Source organism: Mycolicibacterium houstonense, from assembly GCF_900078665.2.
Taxonomy (GTDB): Bacteria; Actinomycetota; Actinomycetes; order Mycobacteriales; family Mycobacteriaceae; genus Mycobacterium; species Mycobacterium houstonense.
Genome location: NZ_LT546208.1, coordinates 558,703 through 585,339, shown reverse-complemented (window position 1 = coordinate 585,339; position 26,637 = coordinate 558,703). Strand labels below are relative to the sequence as shown.

Here is a 26,637-nt window from a genome sequence, read left to right as displayed (position 1 = left end):
GGAGCTATTAGCTCACGAGTGAGTCCGGGGCTCCCGTCACCACGCAGTGGGTGTGGCTGTAGATCGTGGGCATGCACTCATTGCAGTGCGTGCACAGCGACTTCACAGAACCCTTTACGCTTTCGGCCTTGATCCGGTTGAGCAGGTCCGGCTCGGCCAGCAGCGCCCGGCCCATCGCGACGAACTCGAAGCCCGCCGCCATCGCCCGGTCCATCGTCTCGCGGTTGGTGATACCGCCGAGGAGGATGATCGGCATGCTCAGCTCGGCGCGGAACTTCTCCGCGTCGCGCATGAGATACGCCTCGTGGTACGGGTATTCGCGGAAGAACTTGTTGCCGCTCATCCGGATGCCCCAGCTGATCGGCGGTTTGAAGTTCGCGGCGAACTCCTTGACCGGCGCGCCGCCGCGGAACAGGTACATGGGATTGACCAGTGAGCTGCCCGCGGTGAGTTCGATGGCGTCCAGGCCACCGTCCTCCTCGAGCCACTTCGCCGTCTGCAGCGACTCTTCGATCGGGATGCCGCCACGGATGCCGTCAGTCATGTTGAGTTTGGCGATGACCGCGATCTTCCGGTCGCCGTGCTTGTCGACGGCGTCGCGCACCGCGCGCACCACCCCGCGGGCCACCTTCGCCCGGTTCTCCAGCGAGCCGCCGAACTCGTCGGTGCGGCGGTTGATCAGCGGGGACAGGAACGAACTGGCCAGGTAGTTGTGGCCGAGGTGGACCTCGACGGCGTCGAAACCGGCGTCGATGGCCAGCCGCGCGGCATTGGCATGCGCTTCGGTCACACCGCGGATGTCGTCGATCGAGGCCTTCTTGGCGAACCGCATCGACAGCGGGTTGAAGAACCGCACCGGGGCCAGGGCCGTGGCCTTGTTGGTCCGCGAGTTGGCGACCGGGCCGGCGTGGCCGATCTGGGCGCTGATGGCCGCGCCCTCGGCGTGGATGGCATCGGTCAGCTTGATCAGCCCGGGAACGGCTTCGGGTCGCATCCAGATCTGCCAGCCGTCGGTGCGGCCGCCGGGGGAGACCGCGCAATAGGCGACGGTGGTCATGCCGACACCGCCGGCCGCGGGCAGCCGGTGATAGTTGATCAAATCCTCGGTGACCAGCGCATCAGGGGTGGACGCTTCGAAGGTGGCGGCCTTGATGATGCGGTTGCGCAGCGTCACCGGGCCGAGCTTGGCCTCACTGAAAACATCAGTGAACACATTGGGCTGAGTGTTCATAGATGGAGCTTGCCACGCCACCTGACACAATGGCAGCTGTGGGTGCGATTGTGTTGGACGGTAAGGCCACGCGCGACGAGATCTTCGTCGACCTCAAGCAGCGTGTAGCGAAGCTGGCCGAAGCGGGGCGAACGCCCGGCCTCGGCACCGTGCTGGTCGGCGACGACCCCGGGTCGCAGGCCTACGTGCGCGGCAAGCACGCCGACTGCGCCAAGGTCGGGATCAACTCGATCCGGCGCGACCTGCCTGCCGACATCACCCAGGCCCAGCTCGACGAGACGATCGACGAGCTCAATGCCAACCCGGACTGCACGGGCTACATCGTGCAGCTGCCGCTGCCCAAGCATCTCGACGAGAACGCCGCGCTGGAACGCATCGATCCGGCCAAGGACGCCGACGGTCTGCACCCGACCAACCTGGGCCGGCTGGTGCTCGGTAAGGACGCGCCTCTTCCCTGTACCCCCCGCGGCATCGTGCACCTGCTGCGCCGGTTCGACGTGCCGATCGCCGGAGCGCACGTCGTGGTGATCGGCCGCGGTGTCACCGTCGGCCGCCCGATGGGCCTGCTGCTCACCCGGCGTTCGGAGAACGCCACGGTGACGCTGTGCCACACCGGCACCCGGGACCTGCCCGCGCTGACCCGTCAGGCCGACATCATCATCGCCGCGGTCGGCGTGCCGCACATGGTGACCGCGGACATGGTCAAGCCGGGCGCGGCGATCGTCGACGTCGGGGTGAGTCGGGTGGACGGCAAGCTCACCGGTGACGTCGCCCCCGACGTCTGGGACGTGGCCGGCCACGTGTCACCCAACCCGGGCGGGGTGGGCCCGTTGACCCGGGCGTTCCTGCTCACCAACGTCGTCGAGCTCGAAGAGTCGAAACTGGCGTGACGGCAAAGGAGTTCGTCCGCAAGGTGGTTGCCGGGCAGTGGCCGATCCTTCTGGTCGGGCTGATCTTCGTCGCGGCGTTCGCCTTGGTGGTGGCGGGCTACTGGCGCCGTGGCGCCCTGGTGATCGGGATCGGCGTCGGTGCGGCGGCGGCGCTGCGGCTGGCGCTGACCGATGACCGGGCCGGTCTTCTCGTCGTGCGCTCGCGCACGATCGACTTCACCACCACCGCGACCGTGAGCGCGGCGGTGCTCTACATCGCCTGGACCATCGACCCGCTCGGCACCAGCTAGCCTGCGGCATCGAACAACGCCGCCCACTGCCCGGCGGTCAGCTCGCGCGGCAGCGCGTGCGGGTGAACCCGGTTGGCGCCCAACCATCGTCGGTCGACGTGCGGACGCAGGATCTGGCCCAGGCCACGTCCGCGCCCGGTGAACACCCGGTGCACCAGCGACTGGTACCGCTGACGGTCGGCCCAGTCGACCAAGGGTTCGGTGCGGCGCGTGATGGTGAGCAGCCCGGCGTCCACACTGGGTCGTGGCCGAAACGATTCCGCGGAAATCTTTCTGGCCAAACCGAATTCGAACCACGGCCACCACTGCGCGGTCATCATGGTGGCCCCGCCGACAGCGGCCCGCCGCCGGGCCACCTCCCACTGCACCACCAGGACGGCGTCGGTCCATCCCGGCGCGTGCAGCAGACGGCGCAGGATCGCGGTGGTCAGGTGGAAGGGCAGGTTGCCCACCACCACGTGCGGTGTTCGCGGCAGCCGGTAGCGCAGGAAGTCGGCGCTGACCACCTCGGCCGAGGTTCGCTCCGCCAGCCGCGTGGCGCGCCGCCGGTCGATCTCGATGGCGGTCAGCGGCCGGTTCAGCCGCTGCAGCGGCAGGGTGAGCGCGCCGTCTCCGGCGCCGACCTCGACGATGGGACCTGTTGTGCGCGCGACGATGTCGACGATATCGGCGACCACGCGCCGATCGCACAGGAAGTTCTGGCCGGTTTCATGCCGGCCATGATGAAGTGAAGGCACGGATACTCCGCAGACGCAGGGACAAAGCTGCTGCGGCGGATGTTTCCGAGAACGTGAAGATCCGCCGCTAGGTGATGCGCAAGCGGATGTAGGTCACTGACATGGACGCCACGTTAGGTGAACCGGCGCGGGGGCTCAACTCAATTCGCGGCGGCGGCGATCGAGATTCACAGCAAATGCCCAGGAGGCAAGATTGCTCAATGGGCAATTTTATGGCTACCGTGGGGGACATGGCTTCGGGGCTGCGCGAACGTAAGAAGCTCGACACGCGAAGGGCGCTCAGCGATGCCGCGCTGACGCTGGCGTTCGAGCGTGGATTGGAGAACATCACCCGCGAGGACATTGCCAAGCTCGCCGGCGTCTCGCTGCGCACGTTCACCAACTACTTCGCCGGTAAGTACGATGCGCTGGCCTACCGGCAGCAGGAGCGCCTGCGGCGCAGCATCGACATGCTGCGCTCACGCCCGGCCGACGAGCCGCTGTGGACCGCCATCGCCGAATCGGTGATAAATCCGGTGGACGCCGACATGTCCGATGTCTACGGTGATGAGAACGCGGTGCCGACCCGCCAGCAGCTGGCCGAGGTCCGAAAGCTCCTGATGATCCCCGAGATCCGCGACGCGACGTTCCGCGGACTGGCCGACGAGTGGGTGGCGGCGATCGCCGAGCGCACCGGTACCGACCCGCAGCGCGACATGTATCCGCGGCTGGTGGCCGCCGTCGTGCGCGCGGTCGGCGACGTCGCGATGGACGAATACGGAAATTCCGATCCGCCGGTGGCTTTCGCGTCGCTGCTGCGCAAGGGGTTCGCGGCAGTGGCCGCGGGCCTGCCCGAACCAGGAGGTAACCAGTGAAAGATCAGGTCGACGTCGTCATCTCCGGTGCGGGCCCCAACGGGCTACTGGTGGCCGGCGAGTTGGCGCTGGCCGGGGTGCGGCCCCTGGTGCTTGAGCGACTGTCCGAGCCCAGTGCCGAGCTCAAGGCCAACGGCATTGTCGGACAGGCCAACCGGGTACTCGACCTGCGTGGCCTGTATCAGACGCTCAGTGGCTCGGATGCGCCACCCGAGCCGATGGACGGCTACATCTTCGCGGGGATGCAGGTCCCGTTCACCGACGTGGCCGACAACCCGATGTACGGCATGCTGATCCAGCAGCCCCGGGTCGTGCGCCAGCTCGTGGACTGGGTGCTGGGCCTGGGTGTGGAGATCCGTTGGGGCCATGAGCTCGTCGACTTCGAAGCAGCTTCCGGCGGTGTCATCCTGGATGTGGCCTCGGCATCGGGCGACTACCGGCTTCCGGCCACCTACCTCGTCGGTGCCGACGGTGGCCGCAGCCCGGTCAGGAAGAAGGCCGGTATCGAGTTTCCCGGGCTGACCACCGACGTGGTGGCCCGGGTGGCTCACGTCCGGCTGCCCGACGAGCTACGCACCGGGCTCGGCGGCATCGACGTGCCGGACATCGGGCGGATTCCGTTCGGACACAACCGCTTCGATGGCGGTGTGCTCATCTACGCGGAGTTCCAGCCGGGGCGGTCGATGGTCGGGACCATCGAATACGGTTCCACGCTGCCCGATGACGCGCCGGAACTGACCATCGACGAGTTGCGGGCCAGTGCCAGGCGGGTGATGGGCGCCGATCTGCCGATCGAGCCGCCGGACGGGCCGGGTCCCCATGCGTTGCGGCGGATCAACGGCCAGAACACCCGTCAGGCGGCACAGTACCGCGCCGGCAATGTGTTCTTGGTGGGCGATGCCGCGCATGTGCACTCGGCCATGGGCGGGCCCGGGCTGAACCTGGGTATGCAGGATGCGGCGAACCTGGGCTGGAAACTGGCCGCCGCCGTGCAGGGTTGGGCACCGGCCGGCCTGCTCGACAGCTATCACGGTGAGCGGTGGCCGGCGGGTCAGCGGGTGATGATGCACTCCATGGCTCAGGCCGCCCTGATGGCCTCCGGCCCTGAAGTGTCCGCGCTACGTACGCTTTTCGGTGAACTGCTGGCTACACCGGATGGCTCGGCACACATCGCCGGGCTGCTCTCCGGTGCCGATGTCCGCTATGACGTCGGCGACCCGCACCGGCTGTCCGGATATTTCGTTCCCGATTTCACGCTCGACGACGGTCGCCGGGTCGCCGAGTTGCTGCGCTCGGGCCGGCCGGTGTTGCTCGACCTGTCGGGCGGAAAACACGCCGACGCGGCGCAGGGTTGGCGTGACCGAGTCGACGTCACGCTGTCGTCCGCGGGCGGTCCGGCCGCGGCCCTGCTGATCCGTCCCGACGGCTATGTCGCCTGGGCCGCAGATGAATTCGCCGAGGTTGATCCGGCGCGCCTGCGCGCCGCCTTGGAGCGCTGGTTCGGGCCCGAGGCGGACCTGGCGGAACTCAGCGCCTGAGCGCGCGGCGCAGGACGCCGGGGTGGCGGGCGAGCTTGGGGCCCAGCGCGAGCGCGAACATCGTGGTCGCGGCCCACGGCCGCAGGTGCGGACGCAGCCGGCGGATCTGACCGTTCGCGTCGAGTTCGAAGACGAGCGCGTCGGTGATGGTGGTGCCGGCGACCCGGCCGTCGCTGACGGCGACGCGGGTCGCGCCCTCGCCGATGACCGGCTGCCACACGAGCTCCTTCAGGCCGCCGTACACCGTGGTGAACAGCGCCCGCAGGTCGTCGTGTCCGCGGAAGACCATTCGGCCGGACAGCGGGGAGATGAGCTCGGCATCCGGCGCCAGCGTGGTCATCAGCCGGTCGATGTCGTTGGCGCGGGTGGCCTCACAGAACGCGGTGACCGAGTCGGTGGTCGCTGTCATCGCCGTACCCCTCCGAGTGGATTGCAATTCGCAATCCACCTAACCCTAGTCCATTGCTAATTGCAATGGACTAGCCTGGCGGCATGCCCAAGCAGTCGTTCGGCGACATCGCCTGCTCCATCGCGAGGGCCGTCGACGTGGTCGGACCACGCTGGACCCCGTTGATCCTGCGGGACCTGTTCGCCGGGTTGACGCGGTTCGAGGACCTTCGTCGTGACCTGGGCATCGCATCGAACATCCTGGCCGGCCGTCTCGACGACCTCGAAGGCCACGGGATCGTGGAACGGCGGCAGTACCAGAGCGCGCCGCCGCGCCACGAGTACGTGCTGACCGAAAAAGGGCGTGATCTCTACCCGGTGATCGCGACACTGCTCGCCTGGGGTGACAAGTGGCAGGCCGACGCCGACGGGCCGCCCGCGTTACTCGTCCACACCGAATGCGGTTGTGTCACAACGGCACGAACGGTCTGTGCCGAGTGCGGCGGCGAACTCCGTGCCGATACGGCGACCGCCACCGCCGGACCGGGCGCCAGGCCCGGGCCCGGCACCGCGGTGATCGGGGAGTTCATCGAGGACGCTCAGGCGAGCGTGGCCCCGACGCACACCGTGACGTAGGGCAGCGCCAGCCCAGAGGAATTGGCCAGCGCGGGATGGGTGGTCAGCAGTTCGCGGACCTGGTCCAGCGTGCGGGTCCGCACCTGCTCGGGTGAGGTGATGCAGTAGCTGCGGGAGGCCACCAGGTCGATGAGCGCCTGGGGCGTCAGGTAACTCGTCCACTCCACCTGGTGACGTTCGACCTCGCCGAACGGCGCGGCCAGGGTCACCTCGTTGTTGAACGGGTCGTGCTCGGGGCCGATGATGCGGCCCAGATCCTTGACCCAGCCCAGGCGTTCGTCACGGGTGTTCCACACCAGGCCCAGCCGGCCGCCGGGGCGCAGCACCCGGCTGACTTCCTTGACCGCCCGCTCGGGGTCGAACCAGTGCCAGGCCTGCGCCACCAGCACCGCGTCGACACTGTTGTCGGCCAACGGGATCTCCTCGGCCGTGCCCAGCAGCGCCGGGGTGTCCGGCAGTGAATTGGACAGCAGCTCGAGCATTTCCGGGATGGGGTCGACGGCGATCACGTCGAGGCCGCGCTCGACCAGCCGGGTGGTGAGCTTGCCGGTACCGGCGCCCAGGTCCAGCACGCGGTGGGCGTTCTCGGGAAGCAGCCAGTCGATGGCCTCCGGCGGATACGACGGCCGGCCGCGTTCGTATGCCGCGGCTTCTGAGCCGAAGGACAGGGAACGCTGCTTGGGCGAGTTCACCGCTGTGCCAGCTCCAGTGTGCGGCGGATCAACTTGCCGACCACCTCCGTCTCGACCAGGAAGCCGTCGTGGCCGTAGGCCGAGTCGACGACGTCCAGACCGCTACAGCCGGGCAGCAATTCGGCGAGCTCCTGCTGCAGACGGATCGGGTACAGCCGGTCGGAGGTGATCCCGCCGACGATCACGGGCACCGGACAACTGCGCAGCGCAGCGGCCACCCCGCCCCGGTCCCGGCCCACGTCGTGGGTGGACAGCGCATCCGACAGGGTGACATAGGTTCCCGGGTCGAACCGGGCCGCGAGCTTGCCGCCCTGGTATTCCAGGTAACTCTGCACGCCGTACCGGCCGCCGGCGGTGGGATCCTCGTCGCCCTGGGCATCGTTGGCGAACCGGTCGTCGAGTTCTTCCTCGCCGCGGTAGGTCAGGTGCGCGAAGCGCCGGGCGATCTCCATGCCGGCCAGCGGCGCCCGGTCGGTGTCGTAGTAGTCGCCGCCCTGCCAGTCCGGATCCGCCTTGATGGCGGCCACCTGCGTGCTCTGGGTACCGATCTGATCGGCGGTGGCCCGGGCGCCGACGGCGAGGACGAGACCGGCCCGCACCTCGTCGGGATGCCCGACCAGCCATTCCAGTGCGCGGGCGCCGCCCATCGAACCGCCGACCACCGCGGCCACCTCGGTGATGCCGAAGGCGGCCAGGGCGGCCCGGTCGGCCTCGACCTGGTCCCGGATCGTGATCTGGGGAAAGCGTGAGCCCCAAGGCTTTCCGTCGGGTGCCGGCGAGCCGGGGCCGGTGGAGCCGCGGCAGCCGCCGAGCACGTTCGTCGAGATCGCGCACCACTGATCGGTGTCGATCGGGGCGCCGGGCCCGGCCACTCCGTCCCACCAGCCCGGCGTCGGATGGCCGTCTCCGGCCGGACCCGTGACGTGGGAGTCGCCGGTGAGCGCGTGCAGCACCATCACCACGTTGTCGCGCGCGGGGGACAGCTCGCCCCAGCGCTGCACGGCGATCGACACGTCAGGAAGGACGGTGCCGTTCTCCAGCGTGAGTGCACCGATGTGCACCACGCTGATTTCGCCTTCGGCAGGCAACGGGAGGGTGGACACGGCTGGTTCTTCGGTGATCGTCATGCCGGACTTCTCTCGCTGTCCTACACCGTCGCCGCAGTCTGCGGCACGTCGCGCAGCGGTCGGGCAGCGGCGAACCCCTGCTCCAGGTCGGCCAGGATGTCATCGATGCCCTCGATACCGACGGCCAGCCGCACCAGCCCGGGGGTGACGCCGGTGGACAGCTGCTCTTCGGGAGACAGCTGCTGGTGCGTGGTCGAGGCCGGGTGGATGACGAGCGAGCGCACATCGCCGATGTTGGCGACGTGGCTGTGCAGCGTCAGCGCGTTGACGAAGGCCTTGCCGGCCTCGATGCCGCCGGCCAGTTCGAATGCCAGCACCGCGCCGGTGCCCTTCGGGGCGATGGTGCGGCCCAGCTCGTACCAGGGCGAGGTGGGAAGTCCGGCGTAGTTCACCGACGTCACGCCGTCGTGCCCGGCCAGGAACTCGGCGACGCGCTGCGCGTTCTCCACGTGCCGTTCAACCCGCAGCGACAGCGTTTCTAATCCCTGCGCGATGAGGAAGGCGTTGAAGGGCGAGACCGCGCTGCCCAAATCGCGCAGCAGCTGCACGCGTGCCTTCAACGCAAATGCCGGCGCACCGAGCTCGGCGAACACCACCCCGTGGTAGCTGGGGTCGGGCTGAGTGAATCCGGGGAACCGTCCGCTTGCCGCCCAGTCGAACGTGCCGCCGTCGACGATGACACCCGCGATGGCCGAACCGTGGCCGCCCAGGTACTTGGTCGCGGAGTGCACCACGATGTCGGCGCCCAGCGCGATCGGCTGGATCAGATAGGGCGTCGCGATGGTGTTGTCGACGATCAGCGGGACCCCGTTCTCGTGCGCCACGGCGGACACGTTCGGGATGTCGAGGATGTCGATCTGGGGGTTGGAGATGGACTCGGCGAAGAACGCCTTGGTGTTCGGCCGCACCGCGGCCCGCCACGAGTCCAGATCGTCGGGGTTGTCCACGAAGCTGACCTCGATGCCGAGCTTGGGCAGCGTGTAGTGGAACAGGTTGTAGGTGCCGCCGTACAGCCGCGGGCTGGACACGATGTGGTCACCGGCACCGGCCAGGTTGAGGATCGCGAAGGTCTCGGCGGCCTGGCCCGAGGCCAGCAGCAACGCGGCGACGCCGCCTTCCAGGGCGGCGATGCGCTGCTCGACCACGTCGGTCGTGGGGTTGCCGATGCGGGTGTAAATGTTGCCCGGTTCGGCCAGCCCGAACAGCGCGGCGGCATGGTCTGTGCTGTCGAAGGTGTAAGAGGTGGTCTGGTAGATCGGCAGCGCGCGGGCGTTCGTGGCGCTGTCCGGCGTCTGGCCGGCGTGGACCTGCTTGGTTTCGAAGGACCAGGTGGCGACGATTTCGGGGTTTGTCATGGCTGGGGTGTCTCCTCTGTGAGGGGAAGAAGAAGGTAGGGGTGCGGTCGGTTACCGGACGTCCGGCTCGTCGTCTAGGACGACAGGCGAACATCGACAGTTCATCGACACATACACATGGCTGGCCTCCATCAGGTTTCCCTGTCTGTCTGGGGGCCCGTACCTTCGGACCCGCGCTTGCCTTGCAGCCGGTTACGGCTACTCAACCTGGTCATCACCCGGGGCACCCCACCGCGGTTGGAGGGTTGCCGGCCAGCAAGCCGGGGCTTGATGCTGGCGCTCATGACCGGCCTGCAGCTTATCGCAACGCGCTGAGCCCGTGCCAGTCGGTGGCCCGGGTGTTTGCCGGTGTCGCGTGGCCGGGACTGGAACACGTTCAGTTCGGCGCGGCTCGCGGGGGCGGCGGACGGCCGGGCGTCACCAAAAGTTACTGGTCAGTAATGAAAGCTGCTCCTTCGCTGTGGCCCGCGCCCTTGTAGTCTGGCCCGCGATACAGAGAGCAGCGAATAACCGCGGGTGACAACGAGTGATCCTCGTCGATCCCAGACTGACGCCGGGAGAGCAACCATGACTGCCCAGCAGCCGACCATCATCTACACGCTGACCGACGAGGCGCCGCTGCTAGCGACGTACTCCTTCCTGCCGATCGTCCGCGCCTTTGCGGAGCCGGCCGGGATCGATATCCAGACCAGTGACATCTCAGTTGCGGCCCGCATCCTGGCCGAGTTCGGTGACTATCTGACCGAGGAGCAGCGGGTTCCCGACAATCTGGGTGAGCTGGGCCGTCTCACCCAGCTGCCCGAGACCAACATCATCAAGCTGCCCAACATCAGCGCCTCCGTGCCGCAGCTCACCGCCGCGATCAAGGAGTTGCAGCAGAAGGGCTACGCCATCCCGGACTACCCGGGCGATCCCAAGACCGACGAAGAGAAGGCCCTCAAGGAGCGTTACGCCAAGATCCTCGGCAGTGCGGTGAACCCCGTTCTGCGCGAGGGCAACTCGGACCGCCGCGCCCCCAAGGCGGTCAAGGAGTACGCCAAGAAGCATCCGCACAGCATGGGTGAGTGGTCGCAGGCCTCCCGCACCCACGTCGCCACCATGAAGACCGGCGACTTCTACCACGGCGAGAAGTCGATGACGCTGGACAAGGCGCGCAACGTGCGCATGGAGCTGGAAACCAAGGCCGGCGAGACCGTCGTGCTCAAGCCCGAGGTGAAGCTCGACGAGGGCGACGTCATCGACTCGATGTACATGAGCAAGAAGGCGCTGATCGAGTTCTACGAGGAGCAGATCGAGGACGCCTACAAGACCGGCGTCATGTTCTCGCTGCACGTCAAGGCGACGATGATGAAGGTCAGCCACCCGATCGTGTTCGGCCACGCCGTCAAGGTCTTCTACAAGGACGCCTTCGCCAAGCACGAGAAGCTGTTCGACGAGCTCGGCGTCAACGTCAACAACGGTCTGTCGGATCTCTACAGCAAGATCGAGGCGCTGCCCGCCTCGCAGCGTGAGGAGATCATCGAGGACCTGCACCGCTGCCATGAGCACCGCCCCGAGCTGGCCATGGTGGATTCGGCCAAGGGCATCTCGAACTTCCACTCGCCCAGCGATGTCATCGTCGACGCGTCGATGCCGGCCATGATCCGCCTCGGCGGCAAGATGTACGGCGCCGACGGCCGTACCAAGGACACCAAGGCCGTCAACCCGGAGTCGACGTTCTCGCGGATCTACCAGGAGATGATCAACTTCTGTAAGACCCACGGGCAGTTCGACCCCACCACGATGGGCACGGTGCCCAACGTCGGCCTGATGGCGCAGAAGGCCGAGGAGTACGGCAGCCACGACAAGACCTTCGAGATTGCCGAGGCCGGTGTCGCCAAGATCGTCGACATCGACAGCGGTGAGGTGCTGCTGTCCCAGGAGGTCGAAGAGGGCGACATCTGGCGCATGCCCGTCGTCAAGGACGCCCCGATCCGGGACTGGGTCAAGCTGGCCGTCAACCGAGCCCGGCTGTCCGGCATGCCGGTGGTGTTCTGGCTGGACACCGAGCGGCCCCACGAGGTCGAGCTGCGCAAGAAGGTCAAGACCTACCTCAAGGACCACGACACCGAGGGGCTGACGATCCAGGTCATGCCGCAGGTGTGGGCCATGCGGTACACCATCGAGCGCGTCATCCGCGGTCAGGACACCATCGCCGCGACCGGCAACATCCTGCGCGACTACCTGACCGACCTGTTCCCGATCCTGGAGCTGGGCACCAGCGCCAAGATGCTGTCCATCGTGCCGCTGATGGCCGGCGGCGGTCTGTACGAGACCGGTGCCGGTGGTTCGGCGCCCAAGCACGTGCACCAGCTGGTGGAGGAGAACCACCTGCGCTGGGATTCGCTCGGCGAGTTCCTGGCCCTGGGCGCCAGCCTGGACGACCTCGGCAACAAGACCGACAACGCCAAGGCCAAGGTGCTGGCCACCGCGCTGGACACCGCGACCGGAAAGTTGTTGGACGAGAACAAGTCCCCGTCGCGTAAGACCGGCGAGCTGGACAACCGCGGCAGCCAGTTCTACCTGGCGCTGTACTGGGCGCAGGCACTGGCCGAGCAGACCGAGGACAAGGCACTGGCCGAGCACTTCGCCCCGCTGGCCAAGACCCTCGCCGAGCAGGAGCAGGCCATCGTCTCCGAACTCAATGCGGCCCAGGGCAAGCCGGCCGACATCGGCGGCTACTACTACCCGGACCCGGAGAAGACCGCCGCGGTGATGCGGCCGAGCAAGACGCTCAACGAGGCACTGGCGGCCTCCGAAAAGGCCTAGTCTGCGCTCAGCTGTCCGAGTCTGCGCTCAGATCGTCGAAACCCGCGTTTTGTCGATCTGGGCGCAGGCCGGATGCGCTAGGCGCGTGGTCGATTATCCGGTCGCGCGGGCCGGATCGATGTGCCGGTCGACGAATTCGGTGATCACCTGCGTGATGGTGTCGGGTGCCTCGAACATCGGGACGTGACCAACGCCCTTGAGGGTCTTCACCACGGCATCCGGGGCCAGACTGGCGGTGAAGTGCCGCGTGAACCGCGGTGCCGGCAGCACCCGGTCCTTCTCGCAGATCACCAGTTGCGTCGGGGTGCGGGAGTTCTTGATCTCCATCAGGCCCGCGGTGGTCAGCGCCTTCACCATGAGCTTGAAGTAGGCGGGGCAATGCGCCAGGTCCTCGATCAGGTCGTGTCGGTCACTGTCGTTGAGCACCTCAGGGGTCGCGCTCACGGCCAGATATGAGATCTGCTTGGTCAGCGGGAGTTTCAGCAGTTGCTGCCGGAATGCGGCGGTGGCCAGCACCAGGGGCAGCGCCGCCATGAACTTGGCGATGATCTCGTACTTCGCCGGCGTGAACCGTGACCAGCCGCCCGCCGGGGCGATGCCGGTCAGCGTGCGGGCCCGGCCGCGGCGTTCGAGTTCGAAGGGGATGTGNGGCGCATGCGCGCCGCCGTGGTGGCCGGCCATGGTCGGGGCGAACACCTCGTAGCGGCCGGTCTGGGCGAGTTGCGGTGCGACGTACTTCCACACGCTCTGCGACAGCAGGAAGGGGTGCAGCAGTAGGATCGGTTCGCCCGACCCCAGGTGGATGGGAGCGCGTTCAGCCATTCGCCAGACATTAAGGTGATACCGCCGGTACCGCAAGGGCCTTGTCGGTATGGCTCGGTAGGGTCTGGGCGTGGCATATCCGGCACCTCTGACCGTCAGCACCATCAACGTCAACGGCATTCGCGCCGCGGTCAAACAGCGGTCCACCGACAATCTCGGCCTGCTGCCGTGGCTCAAGGAGACCGAGGCCGACGTGGTGTGCCTGCAGGAGACCCGGGCCGACGACGAGCAGCTCAGCGACGCCTTGGCGCCGGCCCTGGCCGACGGGTGGAACCTCGCCTCGGCGGTTCCGCATGTGAAGGGCCGCAACGGCGTTGCCGTGTTGTCCCGGCATCCCATCGATGCCACGCGGCTGCTGATGTCCGAGGAGTTCGAGACGCACGGGCGCTACCTGGAAGTGGACACCGCGGGTGTCACGGTCGCCAGCATCTATGTCCCCACCGGCGAGGCCGAGACCGACCGTCAGCTGGAAAAGGAACGGTTCATGGCCACCGTCGCTGCCCGAATGGCCGAGCTGCTGGCCCATGATGCGGTGCTGTGCGGTGACTGGAACATCGCGCACACCGAGAACGACATCAAGAACTGGAAGGGCAACGTCAAGAAGGCCGGCTTCCTGCCCAGCGAAAGGGCCTGGCTCACCGAGCTGTTGGGCACCGGCTGGGTGGACGTGGTGCGGGTGCTGCATCCGGATGTGGCCGGGCCCTACAGCTGGTGGTCGTGGCGCGGCAAGGCTTTCGACAACGACGCCGGCTGGCGCATCGACTATCACCTGGCCAGCCCGACGCTGGCCGTGCGGGCCAGTTCGGCACGTGTCGACCGGGCCGAGCTGTACGCGTTGCGGTGGTCCGATCACTCACCGGTGACGGTTACCTACGGCTGACGCCAGTCCGGGCGACGGCCCAGATGGGCCAGGATCTTCTCGAAATCCGTTGCCGGCGAGGCATTGACGGCCCGCGCGAACGGCGAGGGCGAGCTGTCGCGGAAATCGCCGTCAGGGATCGCCAGTACCAGTGGGAGTGCGGCGGCGACCACGTCGGCCGGTAGGTCGTAGGGTGCCCCGAGGCTGGCCGCGACGTCCCAACCGTGCACGGCGTAGTCCACGAAATGGAAGCCGATCGCCTGTGCGCCTGGGAACGTGGCGTTCGGTCCGAACTCGGGCAGCGCGAAGGTGGCCTCGGCGATGCCGTCGGCCGCGAAGGCCGCGAGCACGTCGTGTGCGGCGGCGGCGTACGCCTGCGCCGGGTCCGCGCGCACGGCGTCGGCCACGGTGGCCACGTCCCACACCGACTTGTCGTCTCCGCGCCCGCGGGCGGCCGCGGCGAATCCGCGGTGCTGCGCGGTCATGTGGGCCAGGAGATCGGCGAGCGTCCACTGCGCGCACGGAGTGGGCCGGTCGAGGTCGGCGATGCGGACGGCGTCGACGGCTGCGATGGAGCGCAGCACGGCCACGCGGTGGAAGGGGCGAAGATCGGTCTCAATAGTATGCACACACATACGATAAGCGCATGCATATCATCATGCAACGCCTACAGTGAGCCGGTGTCGAAGCGTCCGGACCTGGCGGCCATGCTCGCGCCGTTGCTGCGGGAGCTGATGGCCGCCGAGCAGCCGGTGCTGGACGCTCACGGCCTGACCATGTGGGGTTACGTCGTGCTCAGCGCGCTCGACCGGTCCGCGGTGCGCACGCAGGCGGCGCTGGCCGAGGCGATCGGGGCCGACAAAACCCGCATCATCCGCACCCTCGACGACCTGCAGCGGCAGGGCTTCATCGAGCGGGAACCGGACCCCGATGACCGGCGGGTGCGGTTGCTGGCGATCACCGAGGCGGGCCGCGCGGTCAAGGACGCGGCCCAGCGCGAGATTCAGCGGGGCGAGGAACGCTGGCTGAGTGAGCTGACCGCAGAGGAGCGCGCGGTCTTCCTTCGGGCGCTCAAGCGCCTGACCCCCGAATAACTCGGATGACGCCAGTGCGAAAATCAGAAGATCATGAGTAGCGGAAGCAAACAGGTCGTATTCTCGGGCGCCCAGCCCACCTCTGACTCGCTGCACCTCGGCAATGCGCTGGGTGCCGTCACGCACTGGGCGCAGCTGCAGGACGGTTACGAGGCGTTCTTCTGCGTCGTCGACCAGCACGCCATCACCGTCGCGCAGGATCCCGAGACGTTGCGCCGGCGCACGCTGGTGACCGCCGCGCAGTATCTGGCGCTGGGCATCGACCCTACCCGCAGCACCGTGTTCGTTCAGAGCCACGTGCCCGAGCACAGCCAATTGGCTTGGGTGCTCGGCTGTTTCACCGGATTCGGCCAGGCCTCCCGGATGACGCAGTTCAAGGACAAGTCGCAGAAGCAGGGCACGGACGCCACGACCGTCGGCCTGTTCACCTATCCGGTGCTGATGGCCGCCGACGTGCTGCTCTACGACACCGACCTGGTGCCGGTCGGTGAGGACCAGCGGCAGCATCTGGAGTTGGCCCGCGACCTCGCGCAGCGGTTGAACGCACGCTTCGCGGACACGTTCGTGGTGCCCGAGGCGATGATCCCCAAGGCGACCGCCAAGATCTACGACCTGCAGGACCCGTCGGCCAAGATGAGCAAATCGGCAGCCACCGACGCGGGCCTGATCAGCCTGCTGGACGATCCGAAGGCCACGGCCAAGAAGATCCGCTCCGCGGTGACCGACAGCGAGCGGGAGATCCGGTTCGACCCGGAGGCCAAGCCGGGCATCTCGAACCTGCTGACCATACAGTCCGCGGTGACCGGCGCCACCGTCGACAAACTGGTCGAGGGATATGCCGGCCGCGGCTACGGCGATCTCAAGAAGGAGACCGCCGAGGCGGTGGTGGAGTTCGTCACCCCGATCAAGACCCGGGTGGACGAATTGCTGGCTGACCCGGCCGAACTCCAGTCGATCCTGGCCGCCGGTGCCGAACACGCCCGCGAGGTGGCTGGGAAGACGCTCGCTCGGGTTTACGACAGGATAGGGTTTCTCCAGCAAACGCCATAAGCGCCGGGGAGGGGTTGGCGGTGGACGAGCCGGAGAAGCCGGGATTACTGGCCCGGATACGTGCCCGCTTTCCCTGGTTCGACCACGTGATGCGGGCGCAGGAGCGCTACAACGACTGCAGCGGCAACTTCTATGCCGCCGGCATCACCTATTTCACGATCTTCGCGCTGTTCCCGCTGCTGATGGTCGGCTTCGCCGCAGGCGGGTTCCTGCTGTCGCGGCGGCCGGATCTGCTGGAGGAGATCGAGCAACGGATCCGCCAGGCGGTGTCCGGTGATCTCGGCCAGCAACTCGTCACCCTGATGGACTCCGCGATTGCCTCACGCGGCACCGTCGGTGTGATCGGGCTGGCGACCGCGATCTGGGCCGGCCTGGGCTGGATGGCGAACCTGCGCGAGGCGCTGAGCCAGATGTGGGAACAACACGCCGAGTCCAACTTCGTCGGCAACAAGCTCTCGGATCTGCTCGCGCTGGTGTCGGCGTTCCTGGCGATGGTGATCACCATCGCGCTGACCGCGCTCGGTGACCCCGCATTGATGCGGAAGGTGTTGCGCTGGATCGGTCTCCACGACGGCGTGTTGCTCGGAAGCGGGTTGCGGCTGATCTCGATCGCCGTATCGGTCTCGATCTCGTGGCTGCTGTTCACCTGGATCATCTCCCGATTGCCCCGTGAACCCGTGCCGTTCCGCCGATCGATCCGGGCCGGCCTGCTGGCGGCCGTCGGTTTCGAGATCTTCAAACAGGTGGCCTCGATCTACTTGCAGACCGTGTTGAACGGCCCGGCCGGTGCGACGTTCGGTCCGGTGCTGGGTCTGATGGTGTTCGCCTACGTCACCGCCCGGCTCATCCTGTTCGCGACGGCCTGGGCGGCCACGTCCACGGAGAGCCTGGCCGAGGCGCCGGTGTTGCCGCCCGACCCCGCGCAGATCGTCACCAGGGTGCAGGTCCGCGAGGGGATCGGAGTGTCCGGCGCGCTGGCCGCAGCCGCCATGGGAGCCATTGGTGCCCTGGGCCTTTCGCGATTCCTTCGGCGTTAGTGGCGGGTTCGCCGGCTGTTGTCACGCCAGGGTGACGCCCGACGTCGAGCGTCACGCTGGCGTGCATACCCGGCGCACGCTGTCACGCTGGAGTGGCTCCGGCGTCCGAGCGCCACTCCAGCGTGACAAACGCGGGCCCGCGGATTACCGGCCGCTGTAGGACGGCTCCTCGGGCGTCAGTGGCTGACGACCTTCAGGCCCACGATGCAGCCGACGACACCGAGCATGAGCAGCACCTTGATCAGCGACGCGGATTCGGCGCCGGTGATCATCGCGAAGGCGACGGTGAGCACCGCGCCGATGCCGACCCACACCGCGTAGCTGGTGCCAGGGGGCAGGCTGCGCATCGCGATGGCCAATCCGATCATCGACAACACCAGCGCCACACCGAAGATGACCGACGGCCACAGCCGGGTGAAACCTTCGGTCTTGCTCAGGGCCGTCGCCCACACCGCTTCCAGAACGCCTGAGATGGTGAGAATCAACCAAGCCATGGCACACCTCCAAACACCCCGTCTTGTCGCTGGCCGGGTACGGGTGTGCCTCGTCCGGTGCCATCTGCTGGCAGCACCCATTGTAACAACGACGTAACATCGCAGGCTGTGAGCTTGGCAACCATGTGGTCTCGATCCGTGGGCATCGAGGTCCCCATCGTCAACGCGCCGATGGGTGGTGCGGCCGGCGGCAGGCTGGCCGCCGCCGTCTCGGCCGCGGGCGGCCTGGGCATGATCGGGATGGGCAGTTCGGCGACGGCCGNGTGGCCGCAGGCTATCGGTGGCCGGCGAACATTCCCGAGCGCGTGCTGCGGGGGTCGCCCGTCAATGCCGGACAGGGGGTGGGAGCGGTGACCCGCCCGGCCACCGCGGCCGAGATCGTGAAATCGCTGTCAGAAGGCGCGGCTGAACTGCTCGGACGCTGGCATTGATGAGCCTGCCAAACCGTCGAGAGCGGCGGCGGTTCGGCAGGCTCGAGGAGTATTTAACTCTTGCGGAAATTACATGTCAGCCGAATCGGCAAATTCATGATCGGTTGCTGTCAGCGAATGGTGCGGCGGTTCAGTGACCGCGCGCCCATCATCAGCATGAAGACGATGAGCGCCCCGACGACCGCGACACCCACCCGCACCGGCAGTGCGTCCGCCGGCGGCAGCAGCGACGCCGCCTGGGCCGCGGTGGGCTCGTCGCGCTTGGGGGCGATCAGCGACGGGTCGGGGTCGACTAGGGTGCCGACCTTGGTGCCCGGCGGAGTCGCGAACCCGTAATCGAGCAGGCGCGCGGCCTGTTCCCACGGCGCGATCGGCACCCGGGTGCCCTTCATCAGCACGGCCACCAGGCGCCGGCCGTCGCGATTGGCGGCGCCGACGAAGGTCTGGCCCGCATCGTCGGTGTAGCCGGTCTTGCCGCCCATGGCGCCGGGGTAGTTGTAGAGCAGCCTGTTGTCGTTCTCGATCGGGTAGGACGGGTTGCCGTCGCGACCCGGGAAGTCGTAGTTCTGGGTGGCCACGATGTCGGCGAAGACCGGGTTCTGCCAGGCATATCGGTAGAACAGCGCCATGTCGTAGGCCGACGTGCTCATACCGGGGCCGTCGAGACCGGACGGGGTGGCGGCCCGAGTGTCACGGCCGCCGAGCTTGCCGGCCAGGATGTTCAGCTTCTGCAGGGCGGGGTCCCACCCGCCGAGTTGCATGGCCAGGGCGTGCGCGGCGTCGTTGCCGGAGTGCATGAGCAGCCCGTGCAGCAGGTCGGTGATCGTGTACTGCCCGCCGGGGCCGACGCCCACGCGGGTGCCCTCGGAGTTTGCGTCCTCCTGCGTGCCCGCCACCAACTTGTTGAGGTTGAGTTCGTTGAGCGCGGCCGTCGCGGTCAGCACCTTGATGATGCTGGCCGGGCGGTGGCGTCCGTGCGGATCCTTGGCGGCGATGACATCGCCGGTGTCGAGGTCGGCCACCACCCAGGCTTCGGCCGAGACGTCGTTTGGCACCGGCGGGGTGTTGGCGGCGGTGACCACGCCGCAACCCGAAAGGGCTTCGCCGCCAATCGTCTTGGTGGGTACGGGCAGCGGTCCGGGAGCCACCTCGCCGGGCTTCGGGACCTCAGAGGCATCCACGGCAGGAGGAGTGGTCACCCGGTACGGGCATTCCGCGGCCGGGGGTGGATCGGCGGCGGCCACCGGCGCCACGATCAGGGCCGGGGCGAGCAGCATCGCCGCGGCGGCGAGTACGGAAAAACCGCGCGCCGATACGCGTCGTTGGGTCATACGCCGGGTCGCCATCGTTTGCGAAGACTAGGCGAGCCACGGCCCGATTCCACGGAGGCACGCTGTTACGAATGTGACAGAAGTTAAAATTGACAATCACGTTCTGGTTTCGGTAGTGGCGAAACGGGCGGCGACAGGCGCATGGCGTCGACCGCGGTGGGTCGTGGATCGCTTCGACGGGGAACGGCTGTCGGCCGTTGCTACGCGACGAGGACTTTCGCGCGCCGAGGCCGAGAAAGGGGGAGGGGGACGGACCAAGTCAATGAGCGCAATTGTCCAAGATCACACCACCGAAGGGGCCGTCCCCCTGAAACCAACGATAAACCAGGTGTCAACGATGCGGGCGGACACGTGACCGCAGCGTCAACCCAGGTCGGTGTAGGCCAGTGCAGGGAAACCGATCGTCGACATCCAGAGCCGGCCCGCGGATTCGACGACACCGGTGACGGTGCCGAAGTCCGGACGTGTGGTGCGGACACCCGCGACGGCTTCGCCGGTCTCGGCGTCGAATGCCAGTACCCAGACTTGCGGCCGGATCTTGGGTTGGAGGCGTTCGGGCAACCGCCACAGCAGTTTTCGGATCACCGGAGCGCGCGGCGCGAGCGCCTCGGCGGCGGCGTTCGGCGCGGATACCATCGCCACCCAGATCCGGCCGTCGGCACCGGTGGAGATGTTGTCCGGATACCCCGGCAGATGCGCCGCCAGTGGTGTCACCGTCCCGGCCTGCGGACCGGTCAACCAATACTTCGACAGCCGCCGGCCCTGCGTTTCGGCGAATACCAACGCCGCTTCATCGGCGGTGACGGTGACGCCGTTGGCGAAGTACAGGCCTTTCACCAGTGTGGTGACGGAGCCGTCGGTATCCAGCCGGAACAAACTGCCCCGGCCGCGGGCCTCCATGACCGCACCGGCGAAGTGTTCGAAGTGGAACTGGCTCGTCGACTCGGTGAAATAGATTGTCCCGTCGGCTGTCTCGGTGACATTCGAACAGAACCGTAACGGTCGTCCGTCGACATCGCGCACCAGCACGTCCAGCGCGCCCGAGCCGGGATCCAGCGCCAGGAGTCCGCGGTGGCTGTCGCAGATCAGGATCCGGCCGTCGCGGGCGACGTGCATCCCGAGTGGACGCCCGCCGGTATCGGCGACGACGGAGGTGCCCCCGCCGGGGGACACCCGCACGATCCGTCCGTCGACCAGTCCGGTCCACAGCTGCCCGGCGGTATCGACGACGACGTCTTCCGGCCCGTCGCCGGGCATCGGCACCAGGGTCAACTCGGCCGGGCCGAAATCCCGCAGTGGGTCGATGGGTGGCGGAGTCCAGCGGACCGGATCGATGGGTGGCTTGCGCGGCACGCTGCCAGTCTGCCGCCGAAACGGCATTCCGGCAGAGGGTTACTCGAACTTGTTCTGCCGGAATGCCGTTTCGCGCAAGGTGCTCGGACTACAGCAGCTTGCCTGCCTCGGTCAGCACGCCGTGCAGGATCTCGTAGATCGCGTCGAACTCGGCCTGCCCGCTGATCAGCGGCGGGGCCAGCTGGATCACTGGGTCACCACGGTCGTCGGCGCGGCAGTACAAGCCGGCCTCCCACAGCGCCGGGGTCAGGAACCCGCGCAGCAGCCGCTCCGACTCTTCGTCGTTGAACGTTTCCTTGGTGGCCTTGTCCTTGACCAGCTCGATGCCGTAGAAGAAGCCCTCACCGCGGACGTCGCCGACGATCGGCAGGTCGTAGAGCTTCTCCAGGGTGGCCCGGAACGCCGGGGCCGCTTCCTTGACGTGGTCGTTGATGCCCTCGCGCTCGAAGATGTCGAGGTTGGCCATCGCCACCGCCGACGAAACCGGATGCCCGCCAAAGGTATAGCCATGGCCGAACACCGTCTTGCCGTCGTTGAACGGCTCGAACAGCCGGTCGCTGGCGATCATCGCGCCCAGCGGTGAGTAGCCCGACGTCAGGCCCTTGGCGCTGGTGATGATGTCGGGAACGTAACCGAAGTCGTCGCAGGCGAACATCGAGCCGATCCGGCCGTAGGCGCAGATCACCTCGTCGGACACCAGCAGCACGTCGTACTCGTCGCAGATCTCGCGGACCCGCTCGAAGTATCCCGGCGGCGGCGGGAAGCAGCCACCGGCGTTCTGCACCGGCTCCAGGAACACCGCGGCCACGGTCTCGGGACCCTCGAACTCGATGGCCTCGGCGATGCGGTCGGCGCAGTAGCGGCCGAAAACCTTTTCGTCGTGTGCGTATTCGGCGGGTGCGCGGTAGAAGTTGGTGTTCGGCGCCCGGAAACCGCCGGGGGTCAGCGGCTCGAACGGTGCCTTGAACGCCGGGATGCCGGTGATCGCCAGCGCGCCCTGCGGGGTGCCGTGGTAGGCGATCGAACGCGAAACCACCTTGTGCTTACCGGGTTTGCCGGTCAGCTTGAAGTACTGCTTGGCCAGCTTCCAGGCGCTCTCGACGGCCTCACCGCCGCCGGTGGTGAAGAAGACCCGGTTGAGATCGCCCGGTGCGTAGTTGGCGATGCGCTCGGCCAGTTCGATGGCCGGCGGCGTGGCATAGGACCACAGCGGGAAGAAGGACAGCTTCTCGGCCTGCTTGGCGGCGGCCTCGGCAAGTTCCTTGCGGCCGTGGCCGACCTGGACCACGAAGAGACCGGACAGGCCGTCGATGTAGCTCTTGCCCTTGTCGTCGAAGATGCGGGCACCCTCGCCGTGGGTGATGATCGGCGGGGTGATGCCCTCGCCGTGCCGGGCGAAATGGCCCCACAGGTGGCGGTTGGCTTTGCTTGCTAGATCGGATTTTTCAGTGACACTCATCGAGTTCCCCAATTGTATTGCTGTTTAACGAGTTTCAAGTAGACGAGGGTTTCGGTGGTTATCACTCCCGGCAAGGATCGGATCTGGGTGTTGAGAAGCTCGAGCAGGCTGTCGTCGTCCTCGCAGACCACCTCGCAGATGGCGTCGAAGGACCCGGCGGTCAGCACGACGTAGTCCACGGCCTCGATGGCCGACAGTTTCTCCGCCAACTTGAGGGTGTCGCCGGTGCAGCGGATGCCGATCATCGCCTGGCGGGCGAACCCGAGCTGCAGCGGATCGGTCACCGCGACGATCTGCATGACCCCGGCGTCGACCATGCGCTGTACACGCTGGCGTACCGCGGCCTCGGACAGGCCCACGGCCTTGCCGATTCCGGCATACGAGCGGCGGCCGTCGGCCTGCAACTTCTCGATGATCGCCTTCGACAGTTCGTCGAGCTGAAAGGCGGTGCGAGAATTGTGGTTCACCCGCAGCGGCACTGGCTGAAGGTCGTCACCCTCAGGGTTGGTCATGCACCGATTGTGCACGGAATCCGTCGTTTAGGGCAACCGAATCGATGAAATCCTTCGTTCAAACCCGGCTCTGGCGCGGGAATGCGTAGAGATTAAATGTGGCGTGGGTTACCGTGGGGCCCCATGAGCGTGGCAGTGAATGTGACAAGCAGTTGGATCAACGGTGCACCGGTGGCGACCACGGGGCCGACCCACCAGATCATCGACCCGGCCACCGGCCAGGCCGTCGCCGACTACGCCCTGGCCACCCCGGCCGATGTGGACAACGCCGTCGAAGCGGCGCGCAAGGCATTCCCGAGCTGGTCGAAGGCGACGCCCGCGGAGCGCTCGGCCGTACTGGCCAAGCTCGCCAAGCTGGCCGATGAGCACGCCGAACAACTGGCGGCCGAGGAGGTGAGCCAGACCGGCAAGCCCATGCGGCTGGCCACCGAGTTCGACGTGCCCGGCAGCGTCGACAACATCGACTTCTTCGCCGGTGCCGCCCGCCACCTGGAAGGCAAGGCCACCGCCGAATACTCCGGCGACCACACCTCCAGCATTCGCCGCGAGGCCGTCGGCGTCGTCGCCACCATCACTCCCTGGAACTATCCGCTGCAGATGGCGGTGTGGAAGGTCATCCCGGCGCTGGCGGCCGGCTGTTCCGTCGTCATCAAACCGGCCGAGATCACCCCGCTGACCACTCTGACCCTGGCCCGGCTGGCCACCGAGGCCGGCCTGCCCGACGGGGTGTTCAACGTGGTCACCGGCGGTGGCGCCGACGTCGGCACCGCCCTGGCCGGGCACCGTGACGTCGACGTCGTGACGTTCACCGGCTCCACTCCGGTCGGCCGCAAGGTGATGGCCGCCGCCGCGGTGCACGGTCACCGCACCCAGCTTGAACTGGGCGGCAAGGCTCCGTTCGTGGTGTTCGACGATGCGGACCTGGACGCCGCGATCCAGGGCGCGGTGGCCGGGTCGCTGATCAACACCGGACAGGACTGCACCGCGGCCACCCGGGCGATCGTGTCCCGCGACCTGTACGACGACTTCGTCGCCGGGGTCGCCGAGGTGATGAGCAAGATCGTCGTCGGCGACCCCCACGATCCCGACACCGACCTGGGCCCGCTGATCTCGTTCGCGCATCGCGACAAGGTGGCGGGCATGGTGGCCCGGGCCCCGCAGCAGGGCGGCCGTGTGGTCACCGGCGGCGCGGCACCCGACCTGCCCGGCGCGTTCTACCGGCCCACGCTGATCGCCGATGTCGCCGAAACCTCCGAGGTGTACCGCGACGAGATCTTCGGCCCCGTGCTGACGGTGCGGGCGTTCACCGACGATGACGACGCGATCCGCCAGGCCAACGACACCGCCTATGGCCTGGCCGCATCGGCCTGGACCCGCGATGTCTACCGGGCGCAGCGGGCGTCCCGCGAGATCAACGCGGGTTGTGTGTGGGTCAACGACCACATCCCGATCATCAGCGAGATGCCGCACGGCGGTGTCGGTGCCTCCGGCTTCGGTAAGGACATGAGCGACTACTCGTTCGAGGAGTACCTCACCATCAAGCACGTGATGAGCGACATCACCGGCGTCGCCGAAAAGGAGTGGCACCGCACGATTTTCAGCAAGCGCTGACATTCGCGACGGGAGGCATACTGCCGTGACCATGACGTGTGTGGTGGTCGGCGCGGGCGCCTGGGGTCTGCCCACCGCGGCAGAACTCGCCCGCCGCGGTCACCGGGTGACGCTGATCGATCGTTACGGGCCGCTCAACGGCCTGTCGTCGTCGGCGGGAACGACGCGACTGTGGCGACTCGCCGACCCGGACACACTCCGGGTGCGGATGGCCCAGCGTGGCATCGACGCGATGCGCCGCCTCGCCGAGCGCGCGGGAACCCCGGTGTTCCTCACCCGGGGCCTGCTGTGGCGCGACGACGTGTCACTGCCGGCCGTGGCGTCGACGCTGGACGGGCTCGGTGTCGGATACACCAGCGTGGACCACGATGATGTGGACCGGTTCTTTCCCGGTCTGCGCGGCGACGGACGCGGCGCGCTCTGGCAACCGGTGGCCGGCGTCGTGCTGGCCGCGGAATCGCTCAAGGCCCAACTGAAGATCTTCCAGAGTACTTCCGGCGCAAGGATTCTCGAACGCGATGTGGTGCGCGTCGAGAACGCCGCCGGCGGCGTCCGCGTGGTGCTGTCCGACGACTCCGGCGACGACACGATCGATGCCGATGTCGCGGTGATCGCGGCCGGCCCGGGGGCGGGGCCGCTGTTGGAGCCTCTCGGCATCGACCTTCCGCTGCATCCGTACCTGGAGCAGGTGGTGTATTTCGGCGATCCGGCCAATGCCGGTGCCGCCGACGACTTTCCGTGTCTGTTCGACGGGCCGGCCGGCGACCGGCCCGGCATCTATGCGATGCCTTCACCCGGCGCCGGCTACAAGATCGGGTTGGATGCCCCGCTGCGGGATTACCGCAAAGGCGATCTCGACCGGACACCCGATGAGGGTCGTACGGCCGTGCTACGCGAACGGGTGCGGAGCGACCTGCCTGCGATCGTTCCGACGGTGCTGGGCGCCCAGGTCTGCAGTTGGACCGACTCTCCCGACGGCAGCTTCGTCGTCGATCGGCTCGACGGCGGGATCGTCATCGCCTGTGGCGACTCGGGGGAGGGCTTCAAATACTCGGCGCTGATGGGCGAAGTGCTCGCCGATCTGGCCGAGGGGCACACACCGGACGCCGATGTGGCCGCGTGGTCGCTGACGCGGTTCGCCGAGGGCCTGCCGGTGCGCACCGGGCCGAACGTGCTCGGCAGGCACTAGAGCCTTCCCGCGGGCGATCGGAATCAGTCGCCGATGGCGTCTTCGGCAACGTAAAACGTCGCCAAATCAGGTTTGCTCTGCCGATATCAGGGTTATGTGATTCATCCCACAAAGTGTTGGAAGTGTGATGCACACCTTGCGCCGGCCTGTGGAGCAGACATAGAGTTCGGCACCAGCGAACAAAGTGTTCGTTGAAGTCAACTCTCTTGCTCTTAGGTGACGAACGGACTTTTCGATATGAGTTCGACATGACGGCAACCGATCCCGCCGAGACGGTGGACACCGTGGTAGGTGCCCGGATCCGCCAGTTCCGGGCCGCGCGGAAGATGTCGCTTCGCCAGTTGGCCGATCGCGCGGGCATCTCTCCGGGCTTTCTCAGCCAGGTCGAACGTGGGCAGGTCAACGCGAGCGTCGGCACGTTGCGCCGGTTGGCGCAGTCGCTCGGCATCGTGCTGCCCGACCTGTTCACCGACGACGAGGTCACCGATGTCCGCATCCTGCGCAAGGCGGCTCGACCGACGATCGAGGTGTCCGAGCTGAGCTCGAAATACCTGCTGTCGCAAAAGCCGCTGCGAAACCTTGAGGTGTACGCGGGCGAACTGTCGCCCGGGTCCAGCGCGGGTGAGGCCTACGTGCACGGCGACGCACAAGAGATCCTGATCGTCATCGCCGGCACCCCCACCCTGGAGCTCGATGGCGAGCGTTTCGTGCTCGAGCCGGGCGACAGCGCGGAGTACCGCACGTCCATGCCACACACCGTGCACAACCTGAGTGACGCACCAGTCGAACTCATCTGGATTGTCAGCCCCCCGACCGACTGGCCGACTTGACGGGCCGCTCGTCCCGTTGC

At 67.4% G+C, this 26,637-nt stretch carries 26 protein-coding genes, 1 pseudogene and 2 riboswitches; of the genes and pseudogenes, 14 read left to right on the top strand and 13 right to left on the bottom strand.

The window, feature by feature from the left end:
- Window positions 1–7: 7 nt before the first annotated feature.
- Window positions 8–1,231: an NADH:flavin oxidoreductase gene (locus tag BN4332_RS30910; RefSeq protein ID WP_066903838.1), complete on the bottom strand. Its 1,224-nt coding sequence runs from the start codon at window positions 1,229–1,231 to the stop codon at window positions 8–10.
- 38 nt (window positions 1,232–1,269) lie between these two features.
- Between BN4332_RS30910 and BN4332_RS30905 the strand changes: the two genes are divergently transcribed.
- On the top strand, window positions 1,270–2,121 hold the full coding sequence (locus BN4332_RS30905) for a bifunctional methylenetetrahydrofolate dehydrogenase/methenyltetrahydrofolate cyclohydrolase (protein ID WP_066903836.1): 852 nt from the start codon (window positions 1,270–1,272) through the stop codon (window positions 2,119–2,121).
- The gene (locus BN4332_RS30900; protein ID WP_066903834.1) at window positions 2,118–2,411 is read left to right on the top strand and encodes a DUF3017 domain-containing protein; all 294 of its coding nucleotides are present in this window, start codon (window positions 2,118–2,120) and stop codon (window positions 2,409–2,411) included. Before BN4332_RS30905 ends, BN4332_RS30900 begins: the two co-directional genes overlap by 4 nt.
- Here the strand turns inward: BN4332_RS30900 and erm are convergent.
- Entirely contained in the window at window positions 2,408–3,148 is a 741-nt protein-coding gene (erm, locus tag BN4332_RS30895) for a 23S ribosomal RNA methyltransferase Erm (RefSeq protein WP_066903832.1), read from the bottom strand. The two genes, BN4332_RS30900 and erm, sit on opposite strands and share 4 nt — an antisense overlap.
- Before the next feature lie 230 nt (window positions 3,149–3,378).
- Here erm and BN4332_RS30890 point away from each other — a divergent pair, with 230 nt between their 5' ends.
- Both BN4332_RS30890 and BN4332_RS30885 read left to right on the top strand, forming a co-directional pair.
- On the top strand, window positions 3,379–4,002 hold the full coding sequence (locus tag BN4332_RS30890; RefSeq protein WP_066903830.1) for a TetR/AcrR family transcriptional regulator: 624 nt from the start codon (window positions 3,379–3,381) through the stop codon (window positions 4,000–4,002).
- Entirely contained in the window at window positions 3,999–5,540 is a 1,542-nt protein-coding gene (locus BN4332_RS30885) for an FAD-dependent monooxygenase (protein WP_066903828.1), read from the top strand. Before BN4332_RS30890 ends, BN4332_RS30885 begins: the two co-directional genes overlap by 4 nt.
- On the opposite strand, the gene BN4332_RS30880 is transcribed toward BN4332_RS30885, so the two are convergent.
- A complete protein-coding gene (locus BN4332_RS30880; protein ID WP_074133241.1) occupies window positions 5,530–5,949 on the bottom strand; it encodes a nuclear transport factor 2 family protein in 420 nt (139 codons plus the stop codon). The genes BN4332_RS30885 and BN4332_RS30880 overlap by 11 nt on opposite strands.
- A gap of 83 nt (window positions 5,950–6,032) precedes the next feature.
- Here BN4332_RS30880 and BN4332_RS30875 point away from each other — a divergent pair, with 83 nt between their 5' ends.
- A complete protein-coding gene (locus tag BN4332_RS30875) occupies window positions 6,033–6,563 on the top strand; it encodes a winged helix-turn-helix transcriptional regulator (protein ID WP_066903826.1) in 531 nt (176 codons plus the stop codon).
- Here the strand turns inward: BN4332_RS30875 and BN4332_RS30870 are convergent.
- Genes BN4332_RS30870 through BN4332_RS30860 form a run of 3 tightly spaced genes read right to left on the bottom strand, consistent with a single transcriptional unit; the run spans window position 6,527 to window position 9,737 of the window.
- Entirely contained in the window at window positions 6,527–7,255 is a 729-nt protein-coding gene (locus BN4332_RS30870; protein WP_066903824.1) for a class I SAM-dependent methyltransferase, read from the bottom strand. The two genes, BN4332_RS30875 and BN4332_RS30870, sit on opposite strands and share 37 nt — an antisense overlap.
- A complete protein-coding gene (metX, locus tag BN4332_RS30865; RefSeq protein ID WP_066903822.1) occupies window positions 7,252–8,382 on the bottom strand; it encodes a homoserine O-acetyltransferase MetX in 1,131 nt (376 codons plus the stop codon). The genes BN4332_RS30870 and metX overlap by 4 nt, the downstream gene beginning before the upstream one ends.
- Window positions 8,383–8,402: 20 nt before the next feature.
- A complete protein-coding gene (locus tag BN4332_RS30860; RefSeq protein WP_066903818.1) occupies window positions 8,403–9,737 on the bottom strand; it encodes a bifunctional o-acetylhomoserine/o-acetylserine sulfhydrylase in 1,335 nt (444 codons plus the stop codon).
- A 168-nt stretch (window positions 9,738–9,905) separates the two neighbouring features.
- Window positions 9,906–10,025, bottom strand: a riboswitch (SAM riboswitch).
- 279 nt (window positions 10,026–10,304) lie between these two features.
- Here BN4332_RS30860 and BN4332_RS30855 point away from each other — a divergent pair.
- On the top strand, window positions 10,305–12,545 hold the full coding sequence (locus BN4332_RS30855) for an NADP-dependent isocitrate dehydrogenase (RefSeq protein WP_066903816.1): 2,241 nt from the start codon (window positions 10,305–10,307) through the stop codon (window positions 12,543–12,545).
- Between the two features lie 93 nt (window positions 12,546–12,638).
- On the opposite strand, the gene BN4332_RS30850 is transcribed toward BN4332_RS30855, so the two are convergent.
- Entirely contained in the window at window positions 12,639–13,367 is a 729-nt protein-coding gene (locus BN4332_RS30850) for an epoxide hydrolase EphH (protein WP_066903814.1), read from the bottom strand.
- Window positions 13,368–13,455: 88 nt separating this feature from the next.
- On the opposite strand from BN4332_RS30850, the gene BN4332_RS30845 reads away from it, so the two are divergent.
- Window positions 13,456–14,247: an exodeoxyribonuclease III gene (locus BN4332_RS30845; RefSeq protein WP_066903943.1), complete on the top strand. Its 792-nt coding sequence runs from the start codon at window positions 13,456–13,458 to the stop codon at window positions 14,245–14,247.
- Here BN4332_RS30845 and BN4332_RS30840 read toward each other — a convergent pair.
- Entirely contained in the window at window positions 14,238–14,861 is a 624-nt protein-coding gene (locus BN4332_RS30840) for a TIGR03086 family metal-binding protein (RefSeq protein ID WP_096867171.1), read from the bottom strand. The genes BN4332_RS30845 and BN4332_RS30840 overlap by 10 nt on opposite strands.
- 72 nt (window positions 14,862–14,933) lie before the next feature.
- On the opposite strand from BN4332_RS30840, the gene BN4332_RS30835 reads away from it, so the two are divergent.
- The 3 genes from BN4332_RS30835 to yhjD are packed head-to-tail and all read left to right on the top strand — an operon-like array spanning window position 14,934 to window position 17,407.
- The gene (locus BN4332_RS30835) at window positions 14,934–15,320 is read left to right on the top strand and encodes a MarR family winged helix-turn-helix transcriptional regulator (protein WP_066903941.1); all 387 of its coding nucleotides are present in this window, start codon (window positions 14,934–14,936) and stop codon (window positions 15,318–15,320) included.
- A gap of 33 nt (window positions 15,321–15,353) precedes the next feature.
- Window positions 15,354–16,370 carry a tryptophan--tRNA ligase gene (trpS, locus tag BN4332_RS30830; protein WP_066903812.1) on the top strand — a complete coding sequence of 339 codons (1,017 nt, stop codon included), beginning with the start codon at window positions 15,354–15,356 and terminating at the stop codon, window positions 16,368–16,370.
- 20 nt (window positions 16,371–16,390) lie between these two features.
- Window positions 16,391–17,407, top strand: coding sequence for an inner membrane protein YhjD (yhjD, locus tag BN4332_RS30825; protein WP_066903810.1), 1,017 nt, complete (start codon window positions 16,391–16,393; stop codon window positions 17,405–17,407).
- A 176-nt stretch (window positions 17,408–17,583) separates the two neighbouring features.
- Here the strand turns inward: yhjD and BN4332_RS30820 are convergent, their stop codons facing one another.
- Window positions 17,584–17,901 carry a DMT family transporter gene (locus BN4332_RS30820; RefSeq protein WP_066903808.1) on the bottom strand — a complete coding sequence of 106 codons (318 nt, stop codon included), beginning with the start codon at window positions 17,899–17,901 and terminating at the stop codon, window positions 17,584–17,586.
- Between the two features lie 12 nt (window positions 17,902–17,913).
- Window positions 17,914–17,979, bottom strand: a riboswitch (guanidine-III (ykkC-III) riboswitch).
- A gap of 45 nt (window positions 17,980–18,024) precedes the next feature.
- On the opposite strand from BN4332_RS30820, the pseudogene BN4332_RS34755 reads away from it, so the two are divergent.
- Window positions 18,025–18,159 (top strand): annotated as a pseudogene (locus tag BN4332_RS34755) (nitronate monooxygenase); the annotation flags it as partial.
- Between the two features lie 283 nt (window positions 18,160–18,442).
- Here the strand turns inward: BN4332_RS34755 and BN4332_RS30810 are convergent.
- From BN4332_RS30810 to BN4332_RS30795, 4 genes are all read right to left on the bottom strand, one after another.
- Window positions 18,443–19,678, bottom strand: coding sequence for a D-alanyl-D-alanine carboxypeptidase family protein (locus BN4332_RS30810; RefSeq protein ID WP_435405218.1), 1,236 nt, complete (start codon window positions 19,676–19,678; stop codon window positions 18,443–18,445).
- Window positions 19,679–20,026: 348 nt separating this feature from the next.
- Window positions 20,027–21,016, bottom strand: a complete 990-nt coding sequence (locus BN4332_RS30805) for an SMP-30/gluconolactonase/LRE family protein (protein WP_235654339.1) — start codon at window positions 21,014–21,016, stop codon at window positions 20,027–20,029.
- An 88-nt stretch (window positions 21,017–21,104) separates the two neighbouring features.
- On the bottom strand, window positions 21,105–22,475 hold the full coding sequence (locus tag BN4332_RS30800; RefSeq protein ID WP_066903799.1) for an aspartate aminotransferase family protein: 1,371 nt from the start codon (window positions 22,473–22,475) through the stop codon (window positions 21,105–21,107).
- Window positions 22,472–22,987: an Lrp/AsnC family transcriptional regulator gene (locus tag BN4332_RS30795; RefSeq protein WP_066903797.1), complete on the bottom strand. Its 516-nt coding sequence runs from the start codon at window positions 22,985–22,987 to the stop codon at window positions 22,472–22,474. The genes BN4332_RS30800 and BN4332_RS30795 overlap by 4 nt, the downstream gene beginning before the upstream one ends.
- 123 nt (window positions 22,988–23,110) lie before the next feature.
- Here BN4332_RS30795 and BN4332_RS30790 point away from each other — a divergent pair, with 123 nt between their 5' ends.
- The 3 genes from BN4332_RS30790 (at window position 23,111) to BN4332_RS30780 (ending at window position 26,617) form a co-directional block, all read left to right on the top strand.
- A complete protein-coding gene (locus tag BN4332_RS30790; protein ID WP_066903795.1) occupies window positions 23,111–24,598 on the top strand; it encodes a gamma-aminobutyraldehyde dehydrogenase in 1,488 nt (495 codons plus the stop codon).
- A gap of 31 nt (window positions 24,599–24,629) precedes the next feature.
- The gene (locus BN4332_RS30785; protein ID WP_235654358.1) at window positions 24,630–25,787 is read left to right on the top strand and encodes an FAD-dependent oxidoreductase; all 1,158 of its coding nucleotides are present in this window, start codon (window positions 24,630–24,632) and stop codon (window positions 25,785–25,787) included.
- Between the two features lie 248 nt (window positions 25,788–26,035).
- Window positions 26,036–26,617, top strand: coding sequence for a type II toxin-antitoxin system RelB family anti-toxin (locus tag BN4332_RS30780; protein ID WP_066903791.1), 582 nt, complete (start codon window positions 26,036–26,038; stop codon window positions 26,615–26,617).
- The last annotated feature ends 20 nt before the right edge of the window (window positions 26,618–26,637 follow it).